This is a genomic window from Streptomyces sp. NPDC041191, from assembly GCF_055591945.1.
This window is the reverse complement of the sequence record NZ_JBVIZC010000002.1, coordinates 234,215-254,704: the sequence shown is the minus strand read 5'-3', so window position 1 is coordinate 254,704 and position 20,490 is coordinate 234,215. Positions and strand designations below refer to the sequence as shown.

The following is a 20,490-nucleotide window of genomic DNA, read 5'->3' as shown; positions in this document are numbered from 1 at the left end:
CGACATCAGTGAATCCGTGATGCAGTTCCTCCTCCTGCTGGTCGTCGCCGGCCCGCTGGCCGGCGCCGCCGCCGCCCTCCTCCCCGCCCCGCCCGGACTGCGCGGGAAGTCACCCGACCAGGCCGTCCTGCGCCACGGCGTCACCGTCACCGGCGTGATCCTGCTCGCCGCGGTCGTCCTCGCGGCCGGCTTCGACCACGACCACCCGTCGACGATGCAGGCCACGACGGACATCAGCTGGATCAAGGCGCTGGGCGTGCGCGTCCACCTCGGTGTCGACGGCATCTCGCTGCCCCTCCTGCTCCTGACCGCGCTCCTGAGCTTCCTCTGCGCCCTGTACAGCTACTTCAGGATGCCGGACGGGCCCTCCCCCCGGGCCTTCGTCGCCCTGCTCCTCGTCCTGGAGTCCGGCACCCTCGCCACCTTCGCCGTCCTCGACCTCGTCCTCTTCTTCCTGGCCTTCGAGACGGTCCTCGTCCCGATGTACTTCCTCATCGCCCGCTGGGGCGGCGGGGGCAGGCGCGCCGCCGCCACGAAGTTCGTCCTCTACACGCTCCTCGGCTCCGTCGTCATGCTGCTCGGACTCCTCCTCGTCGGCGTGAAGGCGGGCACGTTCGACATGGTGGCGCTCGCCACGGACAACAACCGTGGACTGAGCACGTCCGTGCAGGTCACCGCCGTTCTCGCGATCGGGATCGGGCTCGCGGTGAAGACCCCGATGTGGCCCCTGCACAGCTGGCTCCCGGACGCCCACACCGCCGCCCCGACCGTCGGCTCCGTCCTCCTCGCCGGCGTCCTGCTCAAGATGGGCACCTACGGCTTCGTCCGGATCGTCCTGCCGATCGCCCCCGAGGGCATGCGGACCTTCGCCCCGTACCTCGCCGCCTTCGCCGTCGCCGGGATCATCTACGGATCGCTCGCCTGCCTCGCCCTCGCGAGGCCCGGCAACAAGGGCGACCTCAAGCGCCTCATCGCGTACTCCTCCGTCGGCCACATGGGCTTCGTGCTCCTCGGCATCGCCACCATGACCCCCACCGGCGTCAACGGCGCCCTCTTCGCCAACATCGCCCACGGCCTCGTCACCGGACTGCTCTTCTTCCTGGCCGGCGCGATCAAGGACCGGTACGGCACCGCCGACCTCGACACCCTCGCCGGCGCCACCGGGGCCGCCCTCTACGGCCGCGCCCCGCGCCTCGGCGCCCTCCTCGCGTTCGCCGCCGTCGCCTCCCTCGGCCTGCCCGGCCTCGCCGGCTTCTGGGGCGAGATGCTCGCCCTCTTCGGCTCCTTCGACCCGGCCCCGGGCCTCAGCCGCCCCGCCTTCCTCACCTTCACGGCGATCGGCGCCCTCGGCACCCTGCTCACCGCCGCCTACCTCCTGATCGTCGTCCGCCGCGTCTGCATGGGCGGTCCTCGCCCCGCCGGGGAGACGGCGATCGCCGACGTCCAGGGGTACGAGTTCGCCGCCTGGACCCCGCTCGTCGCCCTCACCGTCCTCGCCGGACTCTGGCCCGCCGTCCTCCTCGGCCTCACCGACCCGGCCGTCCAGAAGCTCCTCGCCGGAGGCACCCAGTGACGTCGCCGCTCGTCCAGTCCGTCGACTGGCTCACGATCGCGCCCCCGACCCTCACCGCCGCGGTCGCGCTCGCCGTCCTCGTCGCCGACCTCTTCGTCCCCGAGGAGCGCAAGCGGTTCCTGGGCGCGGCCGCGACCGCCGGCCTCGCCGCCGCCCTCGCCCTCCTCCTGCCGCTGCGGTCCGGCGACCGCTCCACCTTCTGCCTCACCCCCGACACGCGGGTCGAGGCGTGCAGCTACACCGCCGACCACTTCACCCTCGTCGTCCAGCTCCTCGTCCTCGGCGGCGCGCTCCTCACCGCGCTGCTCTCCCTGGACGCGACCCGCGAGGGGCTCCCGGCCGGCGAGTACTGGTTCCTGCTGCTCTCCTCGGCCGCCGGCGCGGCCCTGCTGCCCGCCTCCCGGGACCTCGCCACCCTCGTCGTCGCGCTGGAGGTGGCCTCCCTGCCCGCCTTCGCGCTCGTCGGCCTCAAGCGCGGCGACCGCATGTCCGGCGAGGCCGCCCTCAAGTTCTTCCTCTCCTCCGTCACCGCGACCGCCGTCACCCTGCTCGGCGCGAGCTTCGTGTACGCGGCGACCGGCACCCTCCACCTCACGGAGATCGCCCACCGCCTCGGTGACGTCCCCGGGCAGCTCCAGACCCTCGCCGAGGCGGGCGTCGCCCTCACCCTCGTCGGCTTCGCCTTCAAGACGGCCGCCGTGCCCTTCCACTTCTGGGTCCCCGACACCTACGTCGGCGCCCCGCTGCCCGTCGCCGCCTACCTCTCCGTGGTCGGCAAGGCCGTCGGCTTCACCGGGCTGATCCTGGTGACGGTCGTCGCCTTCCCGTCGTACGCGGACGTGTGGGGCCCGGCGCTCGCCGTCCTCGCCGCGCTCACCATGACCGCCGGGAACGTCGCGGCCCTCCGCCAGGCCACCACGCGCGCGTGGAGCGCGGTCCGGCTCCTCGCCTGGTCCTCCGTCGCCCAGGCCGGCTACCTCCTGGTGCCGATCGCCGCCGCCGCGTACTCCGGCGACGACCAGATCGGCGCCACCGTCGCGTACGCCCTGATGTACGCCGTCGTGAACCTCGGCGCCTTCGCGGTCGTCGTGCTCGTCGCGCGCGGGCGCCCCCGGAACCGGATCGAGGACTACCGGGGCCTGTACGCCACGCGCCCCGCGGCGGCCCTCGCGCTCGGGTTCTTCCTCCTGAACCTGGCCGGTCTGCCCCCGGGCGTCATCGGCCTCTTCGCCAAGGTGACCGTCTTCTCGTCGGCCGTCGACGCGGGTCTGGGCTGGCTGGCCGTGGTCATGGCGCTCAACGTCGTGATCGCGCTGTACTACTACCTGCGCTGGACGGCCCTGCTCTTCCGGACCCCGGAAGAAGAGCCGGCGGGCTCGGCCGCGGTGCCGGCGACGGGCCGGGAGACGGCCGCCCCCCACCGGGTCCCCGCGCCGCTCACCGCGGCCATCGCGCTGACCGCCGTCGCCGGGGCCGTCCTGTCGGGCTATCCGCAGTTCGCGCTCCGCTTCGCGGCGAACAGCCTCTTCTAGACCCCACGACACGGCATCCAGAGTCACCGAGGAGCAGAACCCCGTGCTGAACGGATTCAAGGACTTCATACTTCGCGGGAACGTCATCTCGATGGCCATCGGTCTGGCCGTCGGAACGGCGTTCACCTCCGTCGTCACGGGGTTCAGCAAGGCGTTCATCACCCCGCTCATCGGCCTCGCCACCGGCACCGTCGGCAACTTCAACGACGCGACGTTCAGCATCGGCAGGACCGTCTTCCCCTACGGCCTGGCCATCTCCGTGACCATCGCCTTCGTCATCACAGCGGCGGTGCTCTACTTCCTGATCGTCGTCCCGATGACGAAGATCCAGCACAGGTTCGCCAAGGAGAAGGCCGCCGACCCCAAGTCGGAGAAGCGGGACTGCCCCCACTGCTACAGCGAGATCCCGGCCATCGCCTCCCGCTGCGCCCACTGCACCGGCGAGGTCGAGCCCGCCGCCGGCATCCTGGAGAAGATCGAGGTCCCGGCGCCCCGCTGATCACCCGAACGGCCCACGGCCGGCCCCGGCGCGGCCGGGGAACCCGGGCCCCCCGCCTGGCGTTGACCAGTACGGGAGGGTCCACTGGACGTGGGGGTCCCTCCCGGACGAAATCCGGGGGAGGACCACCGCGAAGAGAAGGGTTCCCCTGCCGCACCACCTGGAGGGCGTACCGTGCACCGCCGGCACAACGGGCTGAGGACCGCCGTACTCCTCGGAGGGCTCTCGGCCCTCATCATCGTCATCGGCAGCTTCTTCGGCCGTACGGGGCTGCTCGTCGCGCTCGTCGTGGCGCTCGGCACCAACGCGTACGCGTACTGGAACAGCGACAAGCTGGCGCTGCGGGCCATGCGCGCCCGCCCGGTCAGCGAGTTCGAGGCGCCCGCGCTCTACCGGATGGTGCGCGAGCTCTCCACGCAGGCGCGCCGGCCCATGCCCCGGCTCTACATCTCGCCGACCCGGGCGCCCAACGCCTTCGCGACCGGCCGCAACCCGCGCAACGCCGCCGTGTGCTGCACCGAGGGCATCCTCGCCCTGCTGGACGAGCGGGAGCTGCGCGGAGTCATCGGCCACGAGCTGAGCCACGTCTACAACCGGGACATCCTCATCTCCTCGGTCGCGGGCGCGCTCGCCTCCGTGATCATGTTCCTGGTCAACTTCGCCTGGCTGATCCCGGTCGGCCGCTCCAACGACGACGAGGGCCCCGGACTGCTCGGCATGCTGCTGATCATGATCCTCGGCCCGATCGCCGCCTCGGTCATCCAGCTCGCCGTCTCCCGCTCCCGCGAGTACGAGGCCGACGCCTCCGGCGCCCAGCTCACCGGCGACCCGCTCGCCCTGGCGGGCGCCCTGCGGAAGCTGGAGGCGGGCACCAAGCAGCTCCCGCTGCCGCCCGAGCCCCGGATCGAGACCGCGAGCCACATGATGATCGCGAACCCGTTCCGCCCCGGCCAGGGCCTCTCCCGGATGTTCTCCACCCACCCGCCGATGGCCGAGCGCATCGCCCGGCTCGAAGAGATGGCAGGCCGACGCCCGTGAAAACGATCCTGAACGTCATATGGCTGGTCCTGTGCGGCTTCTGGATGTTCCTCGGCTACCTGCTCGCGGGCGTCCTGCTCTGCGTCACGGTCATCGGCATCCCCTTCGGGCTCGCCGCCTTCCGCATCGGGGCCTACGCCCTGTGGCCCTTCGGCAAGACGGTCGTCGACCGCCGCGACGCGGGCGCCCCCTCCTGCGTGGGCAACGTCCTGTGGCTGGTCCTCGCCGGCTGGTGGCTGGCGCTCGGCCACATCACCACCGGCATCGTCCTCTGCCTCACGATCATCGGCATTCCGCTCGGCATCGCGAACTTCAAGCTGATCCCGGTCTCGCTGCTGCCCCTGGGCAAGGAGATCGTCTCCACGGACCACGCCACGGGCGTCCGCGTCCCGCAGGGCTACTGAGGGGCCGCCGCCGGCCCCCACCGGCCGGCGTGCCCCCGGCCGGTACCCATCCCGCGCGACCGCGCCCCGGGGCCTACGTCCGGTCGAAGGTCCAGACGAGCGCCACCTGCCCGTCTTCCGGAACGCCCCCGGCGCGGCCGTACGTCGCCCGTGCCGCCGCGTTGTCCTCGTCCGTGACCACCCACATGCCGTAGCAGCCGCGTTCGCGCGCCAGGTCCGCGAGCGCCGACGTCAGGGCCCGGCCGACGCCGTTCCCGCGGAACGGCTCGTCCACGCCCAGCTCGTACAGGAACATCTCGGTGCCCTTGTCCGGGTGCGTCATCTCGACGCCGGTGACCATCCCGGCCGGGACGCCGTCCACGGAGGCGATCAGGAGGTGGTGGCGCCCGTCCGCGAGGAACCGCTCGGTCGCCTCCGGCCGGGGACGCGAATCGAACAAGTGGCCGGCGTTCTGGACGTCCTCGGCCCGGGTGACACGGCGGATCTCCATGCGGGAATCCTGACAGGTCCCGGTGCGGAGGACACCGGATTTCTTCCCGCCGGAACCCCCGCCCCCGGGGCCGTGCCCCGCGCCCACTCCGAGATCCGCGCGACCGCCGCACCACGGATTTCCCGCCCGGCCACCGCCGGGCCGTCAGCGGGGCGGACGCCGCCCGGCGCCGTACCGGAGCCCGGTCTCCCGCAGGGTGATGTTGAGCCGCCCCCTCAGCCCGAGGGCGGGCTCGGCCGTCCCCGGGAACACCCGGGGCACCCCGTGGTGCGCCCACCGCGACGGACCGCCGAAGACGAACAGGTCCCCGGAGGCCAGCTCGACGTCCCGGTACGGGCGCCCCCGGTTCTCCTCGTTCCCGAAGCGGAACACGCACCGGTCCCCGAGGCTCAGCGACACCACCGGCGCCCCGGAGCGCTCCTCCCGGTCCTGGTGCATCCCCATGTGCGCCCCGGGCGCGTAGAAGTTCACCAGGGCGGTGTCCGGCGCGAAGCCGCCGTGCTCCCCGCAGGCGTCGGCGACGGCCTCCCGCCCGAGCGCGACCAGCCAGTCCGGCAGCGGTTCCCCGACGGCGTCGAGATACCGGTACGGCACCCACCGCCGGCCCAGGCACAGCGACCGCACCGACATGACGCCCCCGCCCGGCAGCACGGTGTGCCGGTAGGGCACCGGCCCGCGCCCCCACGCCCGGCAGGCGTCCACCAGCTCCCGCTGCCGCGAGAACGGCAGCCACCCGGGCACGTGCACGGCACCGGGCGCCACCTCGGTCCGCTCGCGCGGAAACAGCCCCTCGCTCACACGAGGACCCCCTCCAGGCCCAGCAGCCGCTCCTTGCGGTCGAGCCCGGCCGCGTACCCGCGCAGTGCCCCGTCGGCCCCGATCACCCGGTGACAGGGCCGCACCACGAGCAGCGGGTTGCGCCCGATCGCGGTGCCCACGGCCCGCACCCCGGCGCCGGGGGACCCGACCCGCCGGGCGATCTCCCCGTACGAGACGGTCGTCCCGTACGGGATCTCCTCCAGGGCCGCCCAGACGCGCCGCTGGAACTCCGTACCGCTCGCGGCGTACGGCAGGTCGAACCGGTCCCGTTCACCGGCGAAGTACTCGCGCAGCTGCCCGGCGGCCTCCTCGAAGGCGCCGGGCGCGCGCGTCCAGCCGTCCCCGACCACGACGGCGCCCTTCTGCCCCGGCAGGGACAGCGAGCGCACCACGGTACGGCCCCCGGGGACGAGCTGCCCGACGAGCAGCATCTCGCCCAGGGGGCCGTCGACGTACGCGTACACGGTCATGACTGGTTCCTCTCCCCGTACGGGTCTTCCACGACCCAGTGTGCGGGGCCGCCGGCGGGAGGGCTGGCGGGATTCGGACACGGCCCTCGACGTCTAGCGGTAGTTCACGAACTGGATCGCGAAGTCGAAGTCCTTGCCCTTGAGGAGCGCCTGCACGGCCTGGAGGTCGTCCCGGCTCTTGGAGCTGACCCGCAGCTCGTCGCCCTGCACCTGGGCCTTGACGCCCTTGGGGCCCTCGTCCCGGATGGTCTTCGCGACCTTCTTGGCGTTCTCCTGCGAGATGCCCTCGGTGACCGACGCGAAGAGCTTGTACTCCTTGCCGGACAGCTGCGGCTCGCCCTCGACGTCCAGCGACTTGAGCGAGATCCCGCGCTTGATCAGCTTGGACTGGAAGATGTCGAGGATCGCCAGGACGCGCTCCTCGCCGTTCGCCTGCATGAGGATCTTCTCGCCCGACCAGGAGATCGAGGCGTTGGTTCCCTTGAAGTCGTAGCGCTGCGAGATCTCCTTGACGGCCTGGTTGAGGGCGTTGTCGACCTCCTGCCGCTCGACCTTGGAGACGATGTCGAAACTGGAGTCGGCCATGACTCGTGGCTCCTTGCTCGGATGCTGTGGGGTACAGCGCAAAGCCTAGGGGGTGAGTCACGGCCCGAACCGCTGATCAACCCGGTGGCGGACCACCCCCGGGGATCGGGTATTGTTTACGTCGTTGCCAGGGAGAAACGCCGGAAGGCGGGTCCGACGGGCGACGATCCCATGGCGGTGTGCCCGAGTGGCCAATGGGAGCGGACTGTAAATCCGTCGGCTTAGCCTACCCAGGTTCGAATCCTGGCGCCGCCACGCGATGTTGAAGGTCCCCGGTGTTCGCACCGGGGACCTTCTTCGTTCTTCCTTCTCCGGTCCTGCGGCTCCCGCCGGGGTCAGTTCCCGGCCACCGTCCGCACCGCGACCGCGGCCGGGACCGTCCCCGTGACCAGTTCCAGGGTGAGGCCGGCGGTCGCCGGGGTCTCCAGGAGTTCCGCGAGGACCGCGGCCACGTCGTCCCGGGGGACCTGCCCCCGGCCGGTGCGGGCCTCCAGGCGGACCAGGCCCGTGCCCGCGTCGTCCGTGAGGGCGCCGGGGCGCAGGATCGTCCAGTCCAGGGCCGTACGGGAGCGGATCTCGTCGTCCGCCGCGCCCTTGGCCCGCAGGTACGCGTCGAAGACCCCGTCCCCCGGGTGGGACGCGTCCGCGCCCATCGAGGAGACGACGACGTACCGCCGCACCCCCGCCAGCTCCGCCGCGTCCGCGAAGAGCACCGCGGCGCCCCGGTCCACCGTCTCCTTGCGGTCCGCGCCGCTCCCCGCGCCCGCGCCCGCGGCGAAGACGGCCGCGTCGGCGCCCCGCAGGACGTCCGCGACCTCCTCGGCCGACGCCGACTCCAGGTCCAGGACGACGGGCTCGGCACCCGCCTCCCGCAGGTCGTCCGCCTGTTCCGGCCGGCGGACGATCCCCACCGGTTCGTGTCCGCCCGCCGAGAGCAGCCTCTCCAGGCGCAGGGCGATCTGTCCGTGTCCTCCAGCGATGACGATGCGCATACTCACGACCGTACGACGGGACCGGCCGGAGGGCTTCCCGGTCCGGGCGGCCGCCCGGGGCGCGCCTGCCGCGGCAGGCCGGGCGCCGCCGCCGAGTCGCAGTACTCCCGCACCGCGCTCGTCCGCGCCACCACCCGTCCCCGGTGCACCACGATCCGGCTGTACGCGAGGGACAGCACGCCCGCGAGACGCGTGCCCCGCACCGCCAGCAGCTCCGCCGGGAAGCCCGCCTCCACCCGTACCTCCGGCAGCCCGAGCACCGCCCGCGCCCCCGCGCCCACCGCCCCGTACGCCTCCCCCGGGGAGAAGCCGCCCAGGGAGGCGAGGAGGTACGCCGCCTCCAGCGGGTCCCCGCGCCCCACCGGGTTGGCCGCGTCCCGCAGCGCCCCGCTCCCGGCCGCGAGCCGCACCCCGGCCGACCGCAGCAGCCGCGCCGGCGCCCCGCCCCGCGCCCCCGCCCCCGCGCAGCCGCCCTGCGGCAGGCACACCACCGCCACCCCGGCCGCCGCCAGCCGGTCCGCCGCCCGGCCCGCCACGTCGGGAGGGAGCCGCCCGAGCCCCGCGCACGGCCCGACCGTCACCCCGGACCGCAGCCCCCCGGCCATCGCCGCGAACCGGGCGAGCCACGCCGGATCGTCCCCGTCGGTGTGCAGGTCCACCGGTACGCCGTGCTCCGCCGCCACCTCCAGGACCGCCTCCGCGTACCCCGCCGGGTCCGGATCGAGGTCCGGACGGCCGCCGACCGCGTCCGCGCCCGTCCGCACCGCGTCCCGCAGCAGCGCGCGTCCGTCCGCGCCCGCCACCCCGGTGAGCGGACCGGGCACGGCGACGGCGGCCAGCTCGCAGAGCCCGCGCAGCGAACGCCGGGCCCCGAGCACCCCTTCCAGGGGGCCGAGCCCGCGGGCACCCCCGATCCCCACGTGCGCGCGGAGCGCGGTCGCGCCGTGCCCGAGCTGGAGCAGCGCGGCCTCCGTGGCCCGGCGCCGCACCTCGTCGGAGGCGTACGAGAGGGGGCCGGGGGAGTCGGCGGAGAGCGCGGTGTCGGCGTGGGCGTGGGGCTCCGCCGGGGCGGGCAGCAGCAGATAGCCGCTGAGGTCGACCCGGGCGCCCGGGCCGGCGGGGGCGAGGCTGCCGGCGGTGCCGACCGCCTCGATCCGCCCGCCGGCGAGCCGTACGTCCACGGTCCGCCCGTCCGTGAGGCGCGCGTGCGAGAGCAGGAGCGGGACCGGGCCGCCGGCGGCTCCGGGCCCCTCCCCGGGCGGCGGGGACTGCTTGCTGTCGGCCGGCATCGGGCTCCTCGGCGCTCCTCGGCATCAAGATCACGCGGCGTGGGCCGAGCCTAGGGGCGCCCGGAACGGCCTTCGCGGAGAAGCGCGACGGACGTCCCGATGAGGGCACGTGTGGCGTACGGGACGCCTGGTGGGGGCACCCGGGCGGGCCCGGGGAAACGGATTTGGGGGATGGGCCGGGGAGCGTGTAATGTCTTCCTCGCTCGCCCCAATAGCTCAGTCGGTAGAGCGTCTCCATGGTAAGGAGAAGGTCTACGGTTCGATTCCGTATTGGGGCTCTGGTGAGAAGGACCCGTCTTCGGACGGGCTCCGGATCATCAAAGCGGTGTAGCTCAGTCGGTAGAGCAAGCGGCTCATAATCGCTGTGTCACCGGTTCAAGTCCGGTCACCGCTACACACGGTAGCCGATTGTGGGGTCGGTCCTTCGATCGGCTACCCTTTTATGCGTTCACCCGTCCCACCGTCCGTCCAAGGAGCACTCACGTGGCTGCCACCGACGTCCGCCCGAAGATCACGCTGGCCTGCGTGGAGTGCAAGGAGCGGAACTACATCACCAAGAAGAACCGGCGTAACAACCCGGACCGTCTTGAGATGAAGAAGCACTGCCCCCGCTGCAACTCGCACACCGCGCACCGCGAGACGCGCTGATTCAGGCTCGTACACGAGGCCGTCCCCACCAGGGGGCGGCCTCGTGTCGTTTGTCCACCGTGGTTTCATCGGCACCAGTTCCAGAGATCCAGCAGGAGGTAGCGAGTCCATGGCGCTCGACCAGTCCTTCGTGGGCCGGACCTATCCGCCCACCCCGCCCTACGAGGTCGGCCGCGAGAAGATCCGCGAGTTCGCCGAGGCGATCGGGGACGCCAACCCCGCCTACACCGACCGGGAGGCGGCGAAGGCGCTGGGCCACCCCGACGTGATCGCCCCGCCCACCTTCGTGTTCGCCATCACGTTCAAGGCGGCCGGACAGGTCGTCGAGGACCCGCAGCTCGGCCTCGACTACAGCCGGGTCGTGCACGGTGACCAGAAGTTCGCGTACACCCGCCCCGTACGGGCCGGGGACCGGCTCTCGGTCACCTCGACCATCGAGGGGATCAAGTCCCTCGCCGGCAACGACGTCCTGGACATCCGCGGCGAGGTCCACGACGAGACCGGCGAGCACGTCGTGACCGCCTGGACCAAGCTCGTCTCCCGCGCGCCCGAGGGGGTCTGACCATGACCGCGAAGATCGCCTACGACGAGGTCGAGGTCGGCACCGAACTGCCCGCGCAGACCTTCCCCGTGACCCGCGCCACCCTCGTCCGGTACGCCGGGGCCTCCGGGGACTTCAACCCCATCCACTGGAACGAGAAGTTCGCGGTCGGGGTCGGCCTCCCCGACGTCATCGCCCACGGCATGTTCACCATGGCCGAGGCGATCCGCGTCGTCACCGACTGGGCCGGCGACCCCGCCGCCGTCGTGGAGTACGGCGTCCGCTTCACCAAGCCCGTCGTCGTCCCCAACGACGACACCGGCGCCCTGATCGAGGTCGCCGCCAAGGTCGCCGCCAAGCTGGACGACGGCCTGGTGCGGGTGGACCTCACCGCGACCAGTGCCGGCCAGAAGGTGCTGGGGATGAGCCGGGCCGTGGTGCGGCTCGCCTGAGACGTTCCATCCGCGGATGAAATCTTTCATCCGCGGATGGAACGTACGCTTGGCCCCGTGCAGCTCCTCAACGACGCCCCCCTCGCCCCCCTCACCACCTTCCGTCTCGGCGGCCCCGCCACCCGTCTCGTCACCGCCACCACCGACGACGAGGTGGTCGCGGCCGTCCGTGAGGCCGACGACGCCGGGACGCCGCTGCTGATCATCGGCGGCGGCTCCAACCTGGTCATCGGGGACAAGGGCTTCGACGGCACCGCGCTCCGGATCGCCACCACCGGCTTCTCCCTCGACGGGACCCGTCTGGAGCTGGCCGCCGGAGAGGTCTGGACGGACGCCGTCGCGCGGACCGTCGAGGCCGGGCTCGCCGGGATCGAGTGCCTGGCCGGCATCCCCGGCTCGGCCGGTGCCACCCCGATCCAGAACGTCGGCGCGTACGGGCAGGACGTCTCCGCCACCGTCACCGAGGTCGTCGCGTACGACAGGACCGCGCGCGAGACGGTCACGCTCACCAACGCCGAGTGCGCCTTCTCGTACCGGCACAGCCTCTTCAAGGAGCACCCCGAGCGGTACGTCGTGCTGTGGGTCCGCTTCGGCCTGGAGGACGCCGGCGGGCTCTCCGCGCCGGTCAAGTACGCCGAGACCGCCCGCGCCCTCGGCGTCGGGGTCGGCGACCGCGTCCCGGCCGACCGGGCCCGCGAGACCGTCCTGAAGCTGCGCGCGGGCAAGGGCATGGTCCTGGACCCGGAGGACCACGACACCTGGTCGGCCGGCTCCTTCTTCACCAACCCGGTCCTCACGGCGGACGCGTACGAGGCGTTCCTCGCGCGCGTGGCCGAGCGGCTCGGCGCGGACGTCGCCCCGCCGGCCTTCCCCGCCGGCGACGGCTTCAAGACCTCGGCGGCCTGGCTGATCGACAGGGCGGGGTTCACCAAGGGGTACGGCTCAGGGCCCGCCCGGATCTCCACCAAGCACACCCTCGCCCTCACCAACCGGGGCGGGGCGACCACCGAGGACCTGCTGGCCCTCGCCCGCGAGGTCGTCGCGGGCGTGCGCGAGGCGTTCGGGATCACCCTCGTCAACGAACCGGTGACGGTGGGCGTCACCCTCTGACGCGGGGGCCGACACGACGCCCGCTCTTCCCCGGGCGGACCTCCCCGGCCGCGCCGGGCTCCCGCGACGACTCCGCCCGCGCCCCCCTCGCCCCGCCGAGGGGGGTCAGCCGCCGATCCAGTCGTCGATCCCCGCCAGCAGCTTCGCCCGGACGCCCTCCGGCGCCGCCGAGGCCCGCACCGACTGCCGGGCCAGCTCCGCCAGCTCCGCGTCCGTGAACCCGTGGTGCCGGCGGGCGATCTCGTACTGGGCCGCGAGCCGCGACCCGAAGAGGAGCGGGTCGTCGGCGCCGAGCGCCATCGGCACGCCCGCCTCGAACAGGGTCCGCAGGGGGACGTCCTCGTGCCTCTCGTACACCCCGAGGGCCACGTTCGACGCCGGGCAGACCTCACAGGTCACCCCGCGCTCCGCGAGCCTCCGCAGCAGTCGCGGGTCCTCCGCCGCCCGCACCCCGTGGCCGATCCGCGCCGCCCGCAGGTCGTCCAGGCAGTCCCGCACCGACGCCGGTCCCGCCAGCTCGCCGCCGTGCGGGGCGGCGAGGAGGCCGCCGTCCCGGGCGATCGCGAACGCCCGGTCGAAGTCCCGGGCCAGGCCGCGCCGTTCGTCGTTGGAGAGCCCGAAGCCCACCACGCCCCGGTCCGCGAACCGCACCGCGAGCCGGGCCAGGGTGCGGGCGTCCAGGGGGTGCTTCATCCGGTTCGCGGCCACCAGGACCCGCATCCCCAGGCCGGTGTCGCGGGACGCCGACTCGACCGCGTCCAGGATGACCTCGAGCGCCGGGATGAGCCCGCCGAGGTGCGGCGCGTACGAGGTGGGGTCGACCTGGATCTCCAGCCACCCCGAACCGTCCCTGACGTCCTCCTCGGCCGCCTCGCGGACCAGCCGCCGGATGTCCTCGGGGGAGCGCAGGCAGGAGCGGGCGATGTCGTAGAGCCGCTGGAAGCGGAACCAGCCGCGCTCGTCGGTCGCCCGCAGTTCGGGGGGCGTGCCGCCGCTCAGCGCCTCGGGGAGGTGCACGCCGTACTTGTCGGCCAGCTCGATCAGCGTCGTGGGCCGCATCGAACCGGTGAAGTGCAGGTGCAGGTGGGCCTTGGGCAACAGGGTGAGGTCGCGGGAGTCGTTCGGGGAGTTCGGGGGGTGTCCCTCGGAAAAGGCCAGCATCGATCGATCCTGCCGTACGCGAATGACCGGGAACACCCGCTTTCCCCGATCGTGGCCCGTCCGAACGCAGAAACGGGCCCCGGTTCCGAAGAACCGGGGCCCGGGCAATCACCGAATTCGAGGATTGTTCTTCTACTCCGTCGCCTCCGCGAGCAGCTTCTGGATCCGGGACACGCCCTCCGCCAGGTCCTCGTCACCGAGCGCGTACGAGAGGCGCAGGTAGCCCGGGGTGCCGAACGCCTCGCCCGGCACGACCGCGACCTCGGCCTCGTCCAGGATCAGGGCGGCCAGCTCGACCGAGGTCCGCGGGCGCTTGCCGCGGATCTCCTTGCCGAGGAGCGCCTTCACCGACGGGTACGCGTAGAACGCGCCCTCGGGGGTCGGGCAGTACACGCCCTCGATCTCGTTGAGCATCCGCACGATGGTCCGGCGGCGCCGGTCGAAGGCGGTGCGCATCTCCGCGACCGCGTCCAGGTTCCCGGAGACGGCGGCGAGGGCCGCGATCTGCGCGACGTTGCTCACATTGGAGGTGGCGTGCGACTGCAGGTTCGTGGCGGCCTTCACGACGTCCTTCGGGCCCACGATCCACCCGACGCGCCACCCCGTCATCGCGTACGTCTTCGCCACGCCGTTGACCACGACGCACTTGTCGCGCAGCTCGGGCACGATCGCCGGCAGCGAGGTGAACTTCGCGTCGCCGTAGACCAGGTGCTCGTAGATCTCGTCCGTCAGGACCCACAGGCCGTGCTCGACGGCCCAGCGGCCGATCGCCTCGGCGTCCGCCTCGCTGTAGACCGCGCCGGTCGGGTTGGACGGCGACACGAAGAGGACGACCTTGGTCTTCTCCGTGCGGGCCGCCTCCAGCTGCTCCACCGAGACCCGGTAGCCGGTCGTCTCGTCGGCCACGACCTCCACCGGGACGCCGCCCGCGAGCCGGATCGACTCGGGGTACGTCGTCCAGTACGGAGCCGGGACGATGACCTCGTCGCCCGGGTCGAGGATCGCGGCGAACGCCTCGTAGATCGCCTGCTTGCCGCCGTTGGTCACCAGGACCTGGGAGGCGTCGACCTCGTAGCCGGAGTCGCGCAGCGTCTTGGCGGCGATGGCGGCCTTCAGCTCGGGCAGGCCGCCGGCCGGGGTGTAGCGGTGGTACTTCGGGTTCTTGCACGCCTCGACGGCCGCCTCGACGATGTAGTCCGGGGTCGGGAAGTCGGGCTCGCCCGCGCCGAAACCGATCACCGGACGGCCGGCGGCCTTGAGGGCCTTGGCCTTGGCGTCGACGGCGAGGGTGGCGGACTCGGAGATCGCACCGATCCGGGCGGAGACCCGACGCTCGGTGGGAGGGGTAGCAGCGCTCATGCGGCCCATCGTCCCAGACCGCTTCGGGGCCGGACACACAGGTTTCACGGACCGGACAGGAACGGTCATTCCCGGTCGTACGCGCGTTCCCGAGCGGGCCGACGCGCCTTCCGGGCGCTTTCTGTTCGACGTAGGGGCCCATCACCACGTATGCTCACTGCTCGTTGGCCCGCGCCGAACCACGTCGCACGATGCGGTAGGTTGGTGGGTACCGACAAAGGGTCGTAGCTCAATTGGTAGAGCACCGGTCTCCAAAACCGGCGGTTGGGGGTTCAAGTCCCTCCGGCCCTGCTACACACACCGCCAGGTGTTGTGCGCATGTACGTACTTCATTGCACCGCCGTGCGGCTCCACCCGGGCGCGGCACGGCCGACCCGGAATCAGGTGAGAGATCGTGACGGACGCCGTAGGCTCCATCGACATGCCTGATGCCGACGACGAGGCCGCAGAGTCGAAGAAGAAGTCCCGTAAGGGCGGAAAGCGCGGCAAGAAGGGTCCTCTGGGCCGTCTCGCGCTTTTCTACCGCCAGATCATCGCGGAGCTCCGCAAGGTCGTCTGGCCCACGCGCAGCCAGCTGTCGACGTACACCACTGTGGTGATCCTCTTCGTCGTCATCATGATCGGCCTCGTCACCGTGATTGACTATGGCTTCCAGGAAGCAGTCAAGTACGTCTTCGGCTGACTTTTTGTTCCACCCCATCTGTATCGCAGGAAGAAGCAGCCACCGTGTCTGACGCGAACCTGAACGACGCCTTCGAGTCCGAGTCCGTCGAGGACGAGCTGGACATCGTCGAGGCCGCCGACGAGGACCAGGCCGACGCTGCTGACGACATCGCGGGCGAGGCCGCCGAGGAGACCGCTCCCGAGGCCGAGGACGACGAGTCCGGCGACGACGAGGGCGACGAGACGAGCACCGCCGCGGCCGACGGGTCCGGCGACGACGCCGAGTCCGACGGGGCCGAGGACGCCGAAGCCCCGCAGGCCGTCGAGACCGACGAGGACGCCGAGGCCGAGGTCGAGGTCGAGGAAGCCGCGGAGGAGGCCGAGCCGGTCGACCCCGTCGCCGCGCTCCGCGAGGAGCTGCGCACCCTTCCCGGCGAGTGGTACGTCATCCACACCTACGCGGGTTACGAGAAGCGCGTGAAGGCCAACCTGGAGCAGCGCGCCGTCTCGCTCAACGTCGAGGACTTCATCTACCAGGCCGAGGTCCCCGAGGAAGAGATCGTCCAGATCAAGGGCGGCGAGCGGAAGAACGTCAAGCAGAACAAGCTCCCGGGTTACGTGCTCGTCCGCATGGACCTGACGAACGAGTCCTGGGGCGTCGTCCGCAACACCCCCGGCGTCACCGGCTTCGTGGGCAACGCCTACGACCCGTACCCGCTGACCCTGGACGAGATCGTCAAGATGCTCGCCCCGGAGGCCGAGGAGAAGGCCGCCCGCGAGGCCGCCGAGGCCGAGGGCAAGCCGGCTCCGGCCCGCAAGCTGGAGGTCCAGGTCCTGGACTTCGAGGTCGGCGACTCGGTCACCGTCACCGACGGCCCCTTCGCGACCCTCCAGGCCACGATCAACGAGATCAACGCCGACTCGAAGAAGGTCAAGGGCCTCGTCGAGATCTTCGGTCGCGAGACCCCGGTCGAGCTCAGCTTCGACCAGATCCAGAAGAACTGATCCCACGGTTTTCCGTCCAGGTCAGAGCGGCTCTCGCTGGGGGTATCCCCGCTCGCGGGGGACGCTCTGACCTGCTCGGTTTTTAGCCGCGCTTCTATACCCGTTATCGTTGTGCGGTATGCCTCCATCCGGATGACCGGACGGCGGGCTGAACACTCTCACTAGGACCCGGAGAGAGCAATGCCTCCCAAGAAGAAGAAGGTCACGGGGCTTATCAAGCTCCAGATCAACGCCGGCGCGGCCAACCCGGCCCCGCCGGTCGGCCCCGCGCTGGGTCAGCACGGCGTCAACATCATGGAGTTCTGCAAGGCCTACAACGCCGCGACCGAGTCGCAGCGTGGCATGGTCGTGCCGGTGGAGATCACGGTCTACGAGGACCGTTCCTTCACCTTCATCACCAAGACTCCGCCGGCCGCGAAGCTGATCCTCAAGGCCGCTGGTGTGGACAAGGGATCCGGCGAGCCGCACAAGACCAAGGTCGCCAAGCTCACGGCCGCCCAGGTCCGCGAGATCGCCTCGGTCAAGCTGCCCGACCTGAACGCCAACGACCTGGACGCCGCGTCGAAGATCATCGCCGGCACCGCCCGTTCCATGGGCATCACGGTCGAGGGCTGATCACCCCCCTCGTGACCAGTGGGAGGGCCGAGCGCTGGCCCCCACCACGACTCCACACCTGCCACGCGGCCGAGCCGTGTGGCGCAACTCCACAGGAGAAGAAGTGAAGCGCAGCAAGGCTCTCCGCGGCGCGGACGCCAAGGTCGACCGCGAGCGGAACTACGCTCCCCTCGAGGCCGTCCGTCTCGCCAAGGACACCGCCACCACGAAGTTCGACGGCACCGTCGAGGTCGCCTTCCGCCTGGGTGTCGACCCGCGCAAGGCCGACCAGATGGTCCGTGGCACCGTGAACCTTCCGCACGGCACCGGCAAGACCGCCCGGGTCCTGGTCTTCGCGACCGGTGACCGTGCCGAGGCCGCGATCGCCGCGGGCGCCGACATCGTCGGCTCCGACGAGCTCATCGACGAGATCTCCAAGGGCAACCGCCTGAACGAGTTCGACGCCGTGGTGGCCACCCCGGACCTCATGGGCAAGGTCGGCCGCCTCGGCCGCGTCCTCGGCCCGCGTGGTCTCATGCCGAACCCCAAGGTCGGCACCGTCACCCCCGATGTCGCCAAGGCCGTCAACGACATCAAGGGCGGCAAGATCGAGTTCCGCGTCGACAAGCACTCGAACCTGCACTTCATCATCGGCAAGGTCTCCTTCGACGAGACGAAGCTGGTCGAGAACTACGCTGCGGCCCTGGAGGAGATCCTCCGTCTGAAGCCGTCCGCCGCCAAGGGCCGCTACATCAAGAAGGCGACCCTGACGACGACGATGGGCCCCGGCATCCCGCTGGACTCCAACCGCACCCGCAACCTCCTCGTCGAGGAGGACCCGGCCGCGGTCTGAACCCCCCGGGTTCACTGAGTGGTCACCGGCCCCCGCCCCTCCTCGGAGGGGCGGGGGCCGGTTCTTTGTTACGTTCGGGGCCGCAGGCCCCCGGTCAAGAGGGGGAACGAGAAGTGGGGGGACGCATGAACGGGTCCGTACGGAAGCGCGCGATCGCCGTCCTGGCGGTCCTGGCCGTCGCGACGGGCGTCGCGGGGTGCGAGGACGGCGGCGGTACGAAGAAGGCGGCCGGCTCCGCGTCCGCGACGGCGACGCCGGGCACGCAGAGCCGCGAGGAGGCGGCGAAGGCCGTACGGGCCGCCTCCGAGAAGACCGCGGGGGCCGGAGGCGCCAGGGTCGAGATGCGCCTCTCGGTGAGCGGCGGCCGGGCGCCCGGCAGCAGCACGTTCACCGGCGTCCGGAGCTGGAAGCCCGCGACCGCGGACCTGAAGGTCACCGACTCGACCTACCTGGCCGACGTGCCCGGCGCCCCCGCCGAGACGCGCGTGCTCGCGGTCGGCGGGGTGACCTACGTGGACGTGGGCGCCGCGCAGACCGCGCAGACGGGCGGCAAGCGCTGGATGAAGGTCGATCCCGCGGAGGTGGGCGCGGAGGACGGCCTCGCGACCCAGCTGACCGCCGGACTGAACGGCGTGAACCAGGACCCGGCCGGAGAGCTCGGCCTCCTCGCCGCCTCCCCGACGCTGAAGCACCTCGGCCCCGCCAAGGGCTCCGCCGTCGCGGCACAGGTGTACGAGGGGGAGCTCCCGGGAGGCAGAGAGATGGAGGTCTGGATCGGCACGGACGGCCGGCCCGTGCGGACGAGCGTCCGGACCGAGGCCGACGGGGCGCTGACGAAGCTCACCACGACCTACACCGGCTACGGCGCCCGGACCGGCGTCCGGGCCCCGGCCGCCGGCGACACGTTCGGCTTCGCGGAGCTCCTGAAGAAGATCGGCGGGAGCCGCAGTCAGGGCTGATTTGCCCCTGGCCGACCCGGTCGCGTACTCTTCCACAGAAGCCAAAGACCGCTGGTCGTCGCTGTGCCGTCAAGGCGCGGTGGCCGAAGGATTCGCTGAGACGCGAACGACCCGCGCAGGTGATTGTGGAAGAGTTCCCGGGTCCTCGTGACGCGGTCGAGCTGAGCCCCGAGCGCCTGCGCCGGGGCGTTTTGTTTTGTCAGCCCCTTCTGAGCGGTCCTCATCACCCGGAAGGAGGCCGACGCTCTATGGCAAGGCCCGACAAGGCTGCCGCGGTGGCCGAGCTTGAGGACCAGTTCCGCAGCTCGAACGCCGCCGTGCTGACCGAGTACCGGGGTCTCACCGTGTCGCAGCTCAAGACGCTGCGTCGTTCGCTCGGTGAGAACGCCCAGTACGCCGTGGTGAAGAACACGCTGACCAAGATTGCGGCCAACCAGGCCGGGATCACCGCGCTGGACGAGCACTTCGCTGGTCCGACCGCGGTCGCCTTCATCACCGGTGACCCGGTGGAGTCGGCGAAGAGCCTGCGTGACTTCGCCAAGGAGAACCCGAATCTCATCATCAAGGGCGGTGTCCTTGATGGCAAGGCGCTCTCCGCCGATGAGATCAAGAAGCTCGCGGACCTCGAGTCCCGCGAGGTTCTGCTCAGCAAGCTGGCCGGCGCGTTCAAGGGCAAGCAGTCCCAGGCTGCCTCGCTCTTCCAGGCGCTGCCGTCGAAGTTCGTCCGCACCGCGGAGGCGCTTCGCGTCAAGCTCGCCGAGCAGGGCGGTGCCGAGTAATTCGGCTCGCGCATTGATCCGCGCCGCCTAGCGCGCGGGTCGCAGCGGGCCGTTACGCCCGCCTCTACACACATCCGGCACCTGCCGAATTAGTTGGAAGGATCGCCCATCATGGCGAAGCTCTCTCAGGACGACCTCCTCGCCCAGTTCGAGGAGATGACCCTCATCGAGCTCTCCGAGTTCGTGAAGGCCTTCGAGGAGAAGTTCGACGTCACCGCCGCCGCGGCCGTCGCCGTCGCCGGTCCCGCCGCTGCCGGTGCCCCGGCCGAGGCCGAGGCCGAGCAGGACGAGTTCGACGTCATCCTCGAGGGTGCCGGCGACAAGAAGATCCAGGTCATCAAGGTCGTGCGCGAGCTCACCTCCCTGGGCCTCAAGGAGGCCAAGGACCTCGTCGACGGCACCCCGAAGCCGGTCCTCGAGAAGGTCGCGAAGGAGGCCGCTGACAAGGCCGCCGAGGCCCTCAAGGCCGCCGGTGCCTCCGTCACGGTCAAGTAAGACCGTTTCGAGTCGCTGAAGCAGACTCACGCTCCCGTGTAACGCGGGAGCACCGAAGGGCGATCATCCACATGGGTGGTCGCCTTTCGGCGTTCCCGGCGACGGGCGCGGCGGGGGTCCTGGGGGCCGCCGGAAGCGGAGTATGGTGATCTTCGCCGTGCGCCTCGCGGAGCGGGAGCC

24 protein-coding genes and 4 tRNA genes are annotated in these 20,490 nt (G+C 71.6%); 20 read left to right on the top strand and 8 right to left on the bottom strand.

Annotation, left to right across the window (positions count from 1 at the left end; translation table 11 throughout):
- Positions 1-19: 19 nt before the first annotated feature.
- The 5 genes from ACZ6AQ_RS04345 to ACZ6AQ_RS04325 all read left to right on the top strand — a co-directional run bounded on the left by ACZ6AQ_RS04345 (position 20) and on the right by ACZ6AQ_RS04325 (position 5,046).
- Positions 20-1,573 (top strand): complex I subunit 4 family protein, encoded by a 1,554-nt coding sequence (locus ACZ6AQ_RS04345; protein WP_468757844.1) that lies wholly within the window; start codon positions 20-22, stop codon positions 1,571-1,573.
- A complete protein-coding gene (locus ACZ6AQ_RS04340) occupies positions 1,570-3,105 on the top strand; it encodes an NADH-quinone oxidoreductase subunit N (RefSeq protein ID WP_468757343.1) in 1,536 nt (511 codons plus the stop codon). Before ACZ6AQ_RS04345 ends, ACZ6AQ_RS04340 begins: the two co-directional genes overlap by 4 nt.
- A gap of 43 nt (positions 3,106-3,148) precedes the next feature.
- Positions 3,149-3,604, top strand: coding sequence for a large conductance mechanosensitive channel protein MscL (locus ACZ6AQ_RS04335; protein ID WP_468757341.1), 456 nt, complete (start codon positions 3,149-3,151; stop codon positions 3,602-3,604).
- A gap of 174 nt (positions 3,605-3,778) precedes the next feature.
- Positions 3,779-4,642: a zinc metalloprotease HtpX gene (gene htpX, locus ACZ6AQ_RS04330; RefSeq protein WP_468757340.1), complete on the top strand. Its 864-nt coding sequence runs from the start codon at positions 3,779-3,781 to the stop codon at positions 4,640-4,642.
- Complete coding sequence (locus tag ACZ6AQ_RS04325; protein ID WP_468757338.1) at positions 4,639-5,046, top strand: YccF domain-containing protein; 408 nt, start codon at positions 4,639-4,641, stop codon at positions 5,044-5,046. Before htpX ends, ACZ6AQ_RS04325 begins: the two co-directional genes overlap by 4 nt.
- Before the next feature lie 73 nt (positions 5,047-5,119).
- Here ACZ6AQ_RS04325 and ACZ6AQ_RS04320 read toward each other — a convergent pair whose 3' ends face one another.
- The 4 genes from ACZ6AQ_RS04320 to ACZ6AQ_RS04305 all read right to left on the bottom strand — a co-directional run bounded on the left by ACZ6AQ_RS04320 (position 5,120) and on the right by ACZ6AQ_RS04305 (position 7,410).
- Positions 5,120-5,536 carry a GNAT family N-acetyltransferase gene (locus ACZ6AQ_RS04320; protein ID WP_468757336.1) on the bottom strand — a complete coding sequence of 139 codons (417 nt, stop codon included), beginning with the start codon at positions 5,534-5,536 and terminating at the stop codon, positions 5,120-5,122.
- Positions 5,537-5,680: 144 nt separating this feature from the next.
- Entirely contained in the window at positions 5,681-6,334 is a 654-nt protein-coding gene (locus tag ACZ6AQ_RS04315; RefSeq protein WP_468757334.1) for an alpha-ketoglutarate-dependent dioxygenase AlkB family protein, read from the bottom strand.
- Positions 6,331-6,825, bottom strand: coding sequence for a methylated-DNA--[protein]-cysteine S-methyltransferase (locus ACZ6AQ_RS04310; protein ID WP_468757332.1), 495 nt, complete (start codon positions 6,823-6,825; stop codon positions 6,331-6,333). The genes ACZ6AQ_RS04315 and ACZ6AQ_RS04310 overlap by 4 nt, the downstream gene beginning before the upstream one ends.
- 93 nt (positions 6,826-6,918) lie before the next feature.
- Positions 6,919-7,410, bottom strand: a complete 492-nt coding sequence (locus ACZ6AQ_RS04305) for a YajQ family cyclic di-GMP-binding protein (RefSeq protein ID WP_388688099.1) — start codon at positions 7,408-7,410, stop codon at positions 6,919-6,921.
- A 173-nt stretch (positions 7,411-7,583) separates the two neighbouring features.
- On the opposite strand from ACZ6AQ_RS04305, the gene ACZ6AQ_RS04300 reads away from it, so the two are divergent.
- Positions 7,584-7,665 (top strand) — tRNA-Tyr (locus tag ACZ6AQ_RS04300).
- Between the two features lie 80 nt (positions 7,666-7,745).
- Here the strand turns inward: ACZ6AQ_RS04300 and ACZ6AQ_RS04295 are convergent.
- Together ACZ6AQ_RS04295 and ACZ6AQ_RS04290 are read right to left on the bottom strand one after the other, a co-directional pair.
- Positions 7,746-8,402, bottom strand: coding sequence for an SDR family oxidoreductase (locus ACZ6AQ_RS04295; RefSeq protein WP_468757331.1), 657 nt, complete (start codon positions 8,400-8,402; stop codon positions 7,746-7,748).
- A 2-nt stretch (positions 8,403-8,404) separates the two neighbouring features.
- Positions 8,405-9,691: an amidohydrolase family protein gene (locus tag ACZ6AQ_RS04290; RefSeq protein WP_468757329.1), complete on the bottom strand. Its 1,287-nt coding sequence runs from the start codon at positions 9,689-9,691 to the stop codon at positions 8,405-8,407.
- A gap of 205 nt (positions 9,692-9,896) precedes the next feature.
- Between ACZ6AQ_RS04290 and ACZ6AQ_RS04285 the strand changes: the two genes are divergently transcribed.
- The 6 genes from ACZ6AQ_RS04285 (at position 9,897) to ACZ6AQ_RS04260 (ending at position 12,442) form a co-directional block, all read left to right on the top strand.
- Positions 9,897-9,969: transfer RNA gene (locus tag ACZ6AQ_RS04285), tRNA-Thr, on the top strand.
- Positions 9,970-10,012: 43 nt separating this feature from the next.
- Positions 10,013-10,085: transfer RNA gene (locus ACZ6AQ_RS04280), tRNA-Met, on the top strand.
- 89 nt (positions 10,086-10,174) lie between these two features.
- A complete protein-coding gene (gene rpmG / locus ACZ6AQ_RS04275; protein WP_003956487.1) occupies positions 10,175-10,339 on the top strand; it encodes a 50S ribosomal protein L33 in 165 nt (54 codons plus the stop codon).
- A 109-nt stretch (positions 10,340-10,448) separates the two neighbouring features.
- Positions 10,449-10,901: an FAS1-like dehydratase domain-containing protein gene (locus tag ACZ6AQ_RS04270; protein WP_468757327.1), complete on the top strand. Its 453-nt coding sequence runs from the start codon at positions 10,449-10,451 to the stop codon at positions 10,899-10,901.
- Between the two features lie 2 nt (positions 10,902-10,903).
- Positions 10,904-11,332: a MaoC family dehydratase gene (locus ACZ6AQ_RS04265; protein ID WP_121831429.1), complete on the top strand. Its 429-nt coding sequence runs from the start codon at positions 10,904-10,906 to the stop codon at positions 11,330-11,332.
- A gap of 57 nt (positions 11,333-11,389) precedes the next feature.
- Complete coding sequence (locus ACZ6AQ_RS04260) at positions 11,390-12,442, top strand: UDP-N-acetylmuramate dehydrogenase (protein WP_468757842.1); 1,053 nt, start codon at positions 11,390-11,392, stop codon at positions 12,440-12,442.
- Between the two features lie 105 nt (positions 12,443-12,547).
- On the opposite strand, the gene ACZ6AQ_RS04255 is transcribed toward ACZ6AQ_RS04260, so the two are convergent.
- Positions 12,548-13,603 carry an adenosine deaminase gene (locus ACZ6AQ_RS04255; protein WP_388688075.1) on the bottom strand — a complete coding sequence of 352 codons (1,056 nt, stop codon included), beginning with the start codon at positions 13,601-13,603 and terminating at the stop codon, positions 12,548-12,550.
- Between the two features lie 132 nt (positions 13,604-13,735).
- Positions 13,736-14,962, bottom strand: a complete 1,227-nt coding sequence (locus ACZ6AQ_RS04250) for a pyridoxal phosphate-dependent aminotransferase (RefSeq protein WP_468757325.1) — start codon at positions 14,960-14,962, stop codon at positions 13,736-13,738.
- A 218-nt stretch (positions 14,963-15,180) separates the two neighbouring features.
- Between ACZ6AQ_RS04250 and ACZ6AQ_RS04245 the strand changes: the two genes are divergently transcribed.
- The 8 genes from ACZ6AQ_RS04245 to rplL all read left to right on the top strand — a co-directional run bounded on the left by ACZ6AQ_RS04245 (position 15,181) and on the right by rplL (position 20,310).
- Positions 15,181-15,253: transfer RNA gene (locus tag ACZ6AQ_RS04245), tRNA-Trp, on the top strand.
- A gap of 103 nt (positions 15,254-15,356) precedes the next feature.
- Complete coding sequence (secE, locus tag ACZ6AQ_RS04240; protein WP_388688070.1) at positions 15,357-15,644, top strand: preprotein translocase subunit SecE; 288 nt, start codon at positions 15,357-15,359, stop codon at positions 15,642-15,644.
- Positions 15,645-15,688: 44 nt separating this feature from the next.
- The gene (nusG, locus tag ACZ6AQ_RS04235; RefSeq protein ID WP_468757324.1) at positions 15,689-16,630 is read left to right on the top strand and encodes a transcription termination/antitermination protein NusG; all 942 of its coding nucleotides are present in this window, start codon (positions 15,689-15,691) and stop codon (positions 16,628-16,630) included.
- Positions 16,631-16,810: 180 nt separating this feature from the next.
- On the top strand, positions 16,811-17,245 hold the full coding sequence (gene rplK, locus ACZ6AQ_RS04230) for a 50S ribosomal protein L11 (protein ID WP_030208950.1): 435 nt from the start codon (positions 16,811-16,813) through the stop codon (positions 17,243-17,245).
- 103 nt (positions 17,246-17,348) lie between these two features.
- Positions 17,349-18,077, top strand: coding sequence for a 50S ribosomal protein L1 (rplA, locus tag ACZ6AQ_RS04225; RefSeq protein ID WP_015035537.1), 729 nt, complete (start codon positions 17,349-17,351; stop codon positions 18,075-18,077).
- A gap of 125 nt (positions 18,078-18,202) precedes the next feature.
- Positions 18,203-19,036 (top strand): SCO4651 family lipoprotein, encoded by an 834-nt coding sequence (locus ACZ6AQ_RS04220; RefSeq protein WP_468757322.1) that lies wholly within the window; start codon positions 18,203-18,205, stop codon positions 19,034-19,036.
- Between the two features lie 248 nt (positions 19,037-19,284).
- The gene (gene rplJ / locus ACZ6AQ_RS04215; RefSeq protein WP_388688057.1) at positions 19,285-19,815 is read left to right on the top strand and encodes a 50S ribosomal protein L10; all 531 of its coding nucleotides are present in this window, start codon (positions 19,285-19,287) and stop codon (positions 19,813-19,815) included.
- 111 nt (positions 19,816-19,926) lie between these two features.
- Positions 19,927-20,310, top strand: a complete 384-nt coding sequence (rplL, locus tag ACZ6AQ_RS04210) for a 50S ribosomal protein L7/L12 (RefSeq protein ID WP_388688054.1) — start codon at positions 19,927-19,929, stop codon at positions 20,308-20,310.
- Positions 20,311-20,490: the final 180 nt, after the last annotated feature.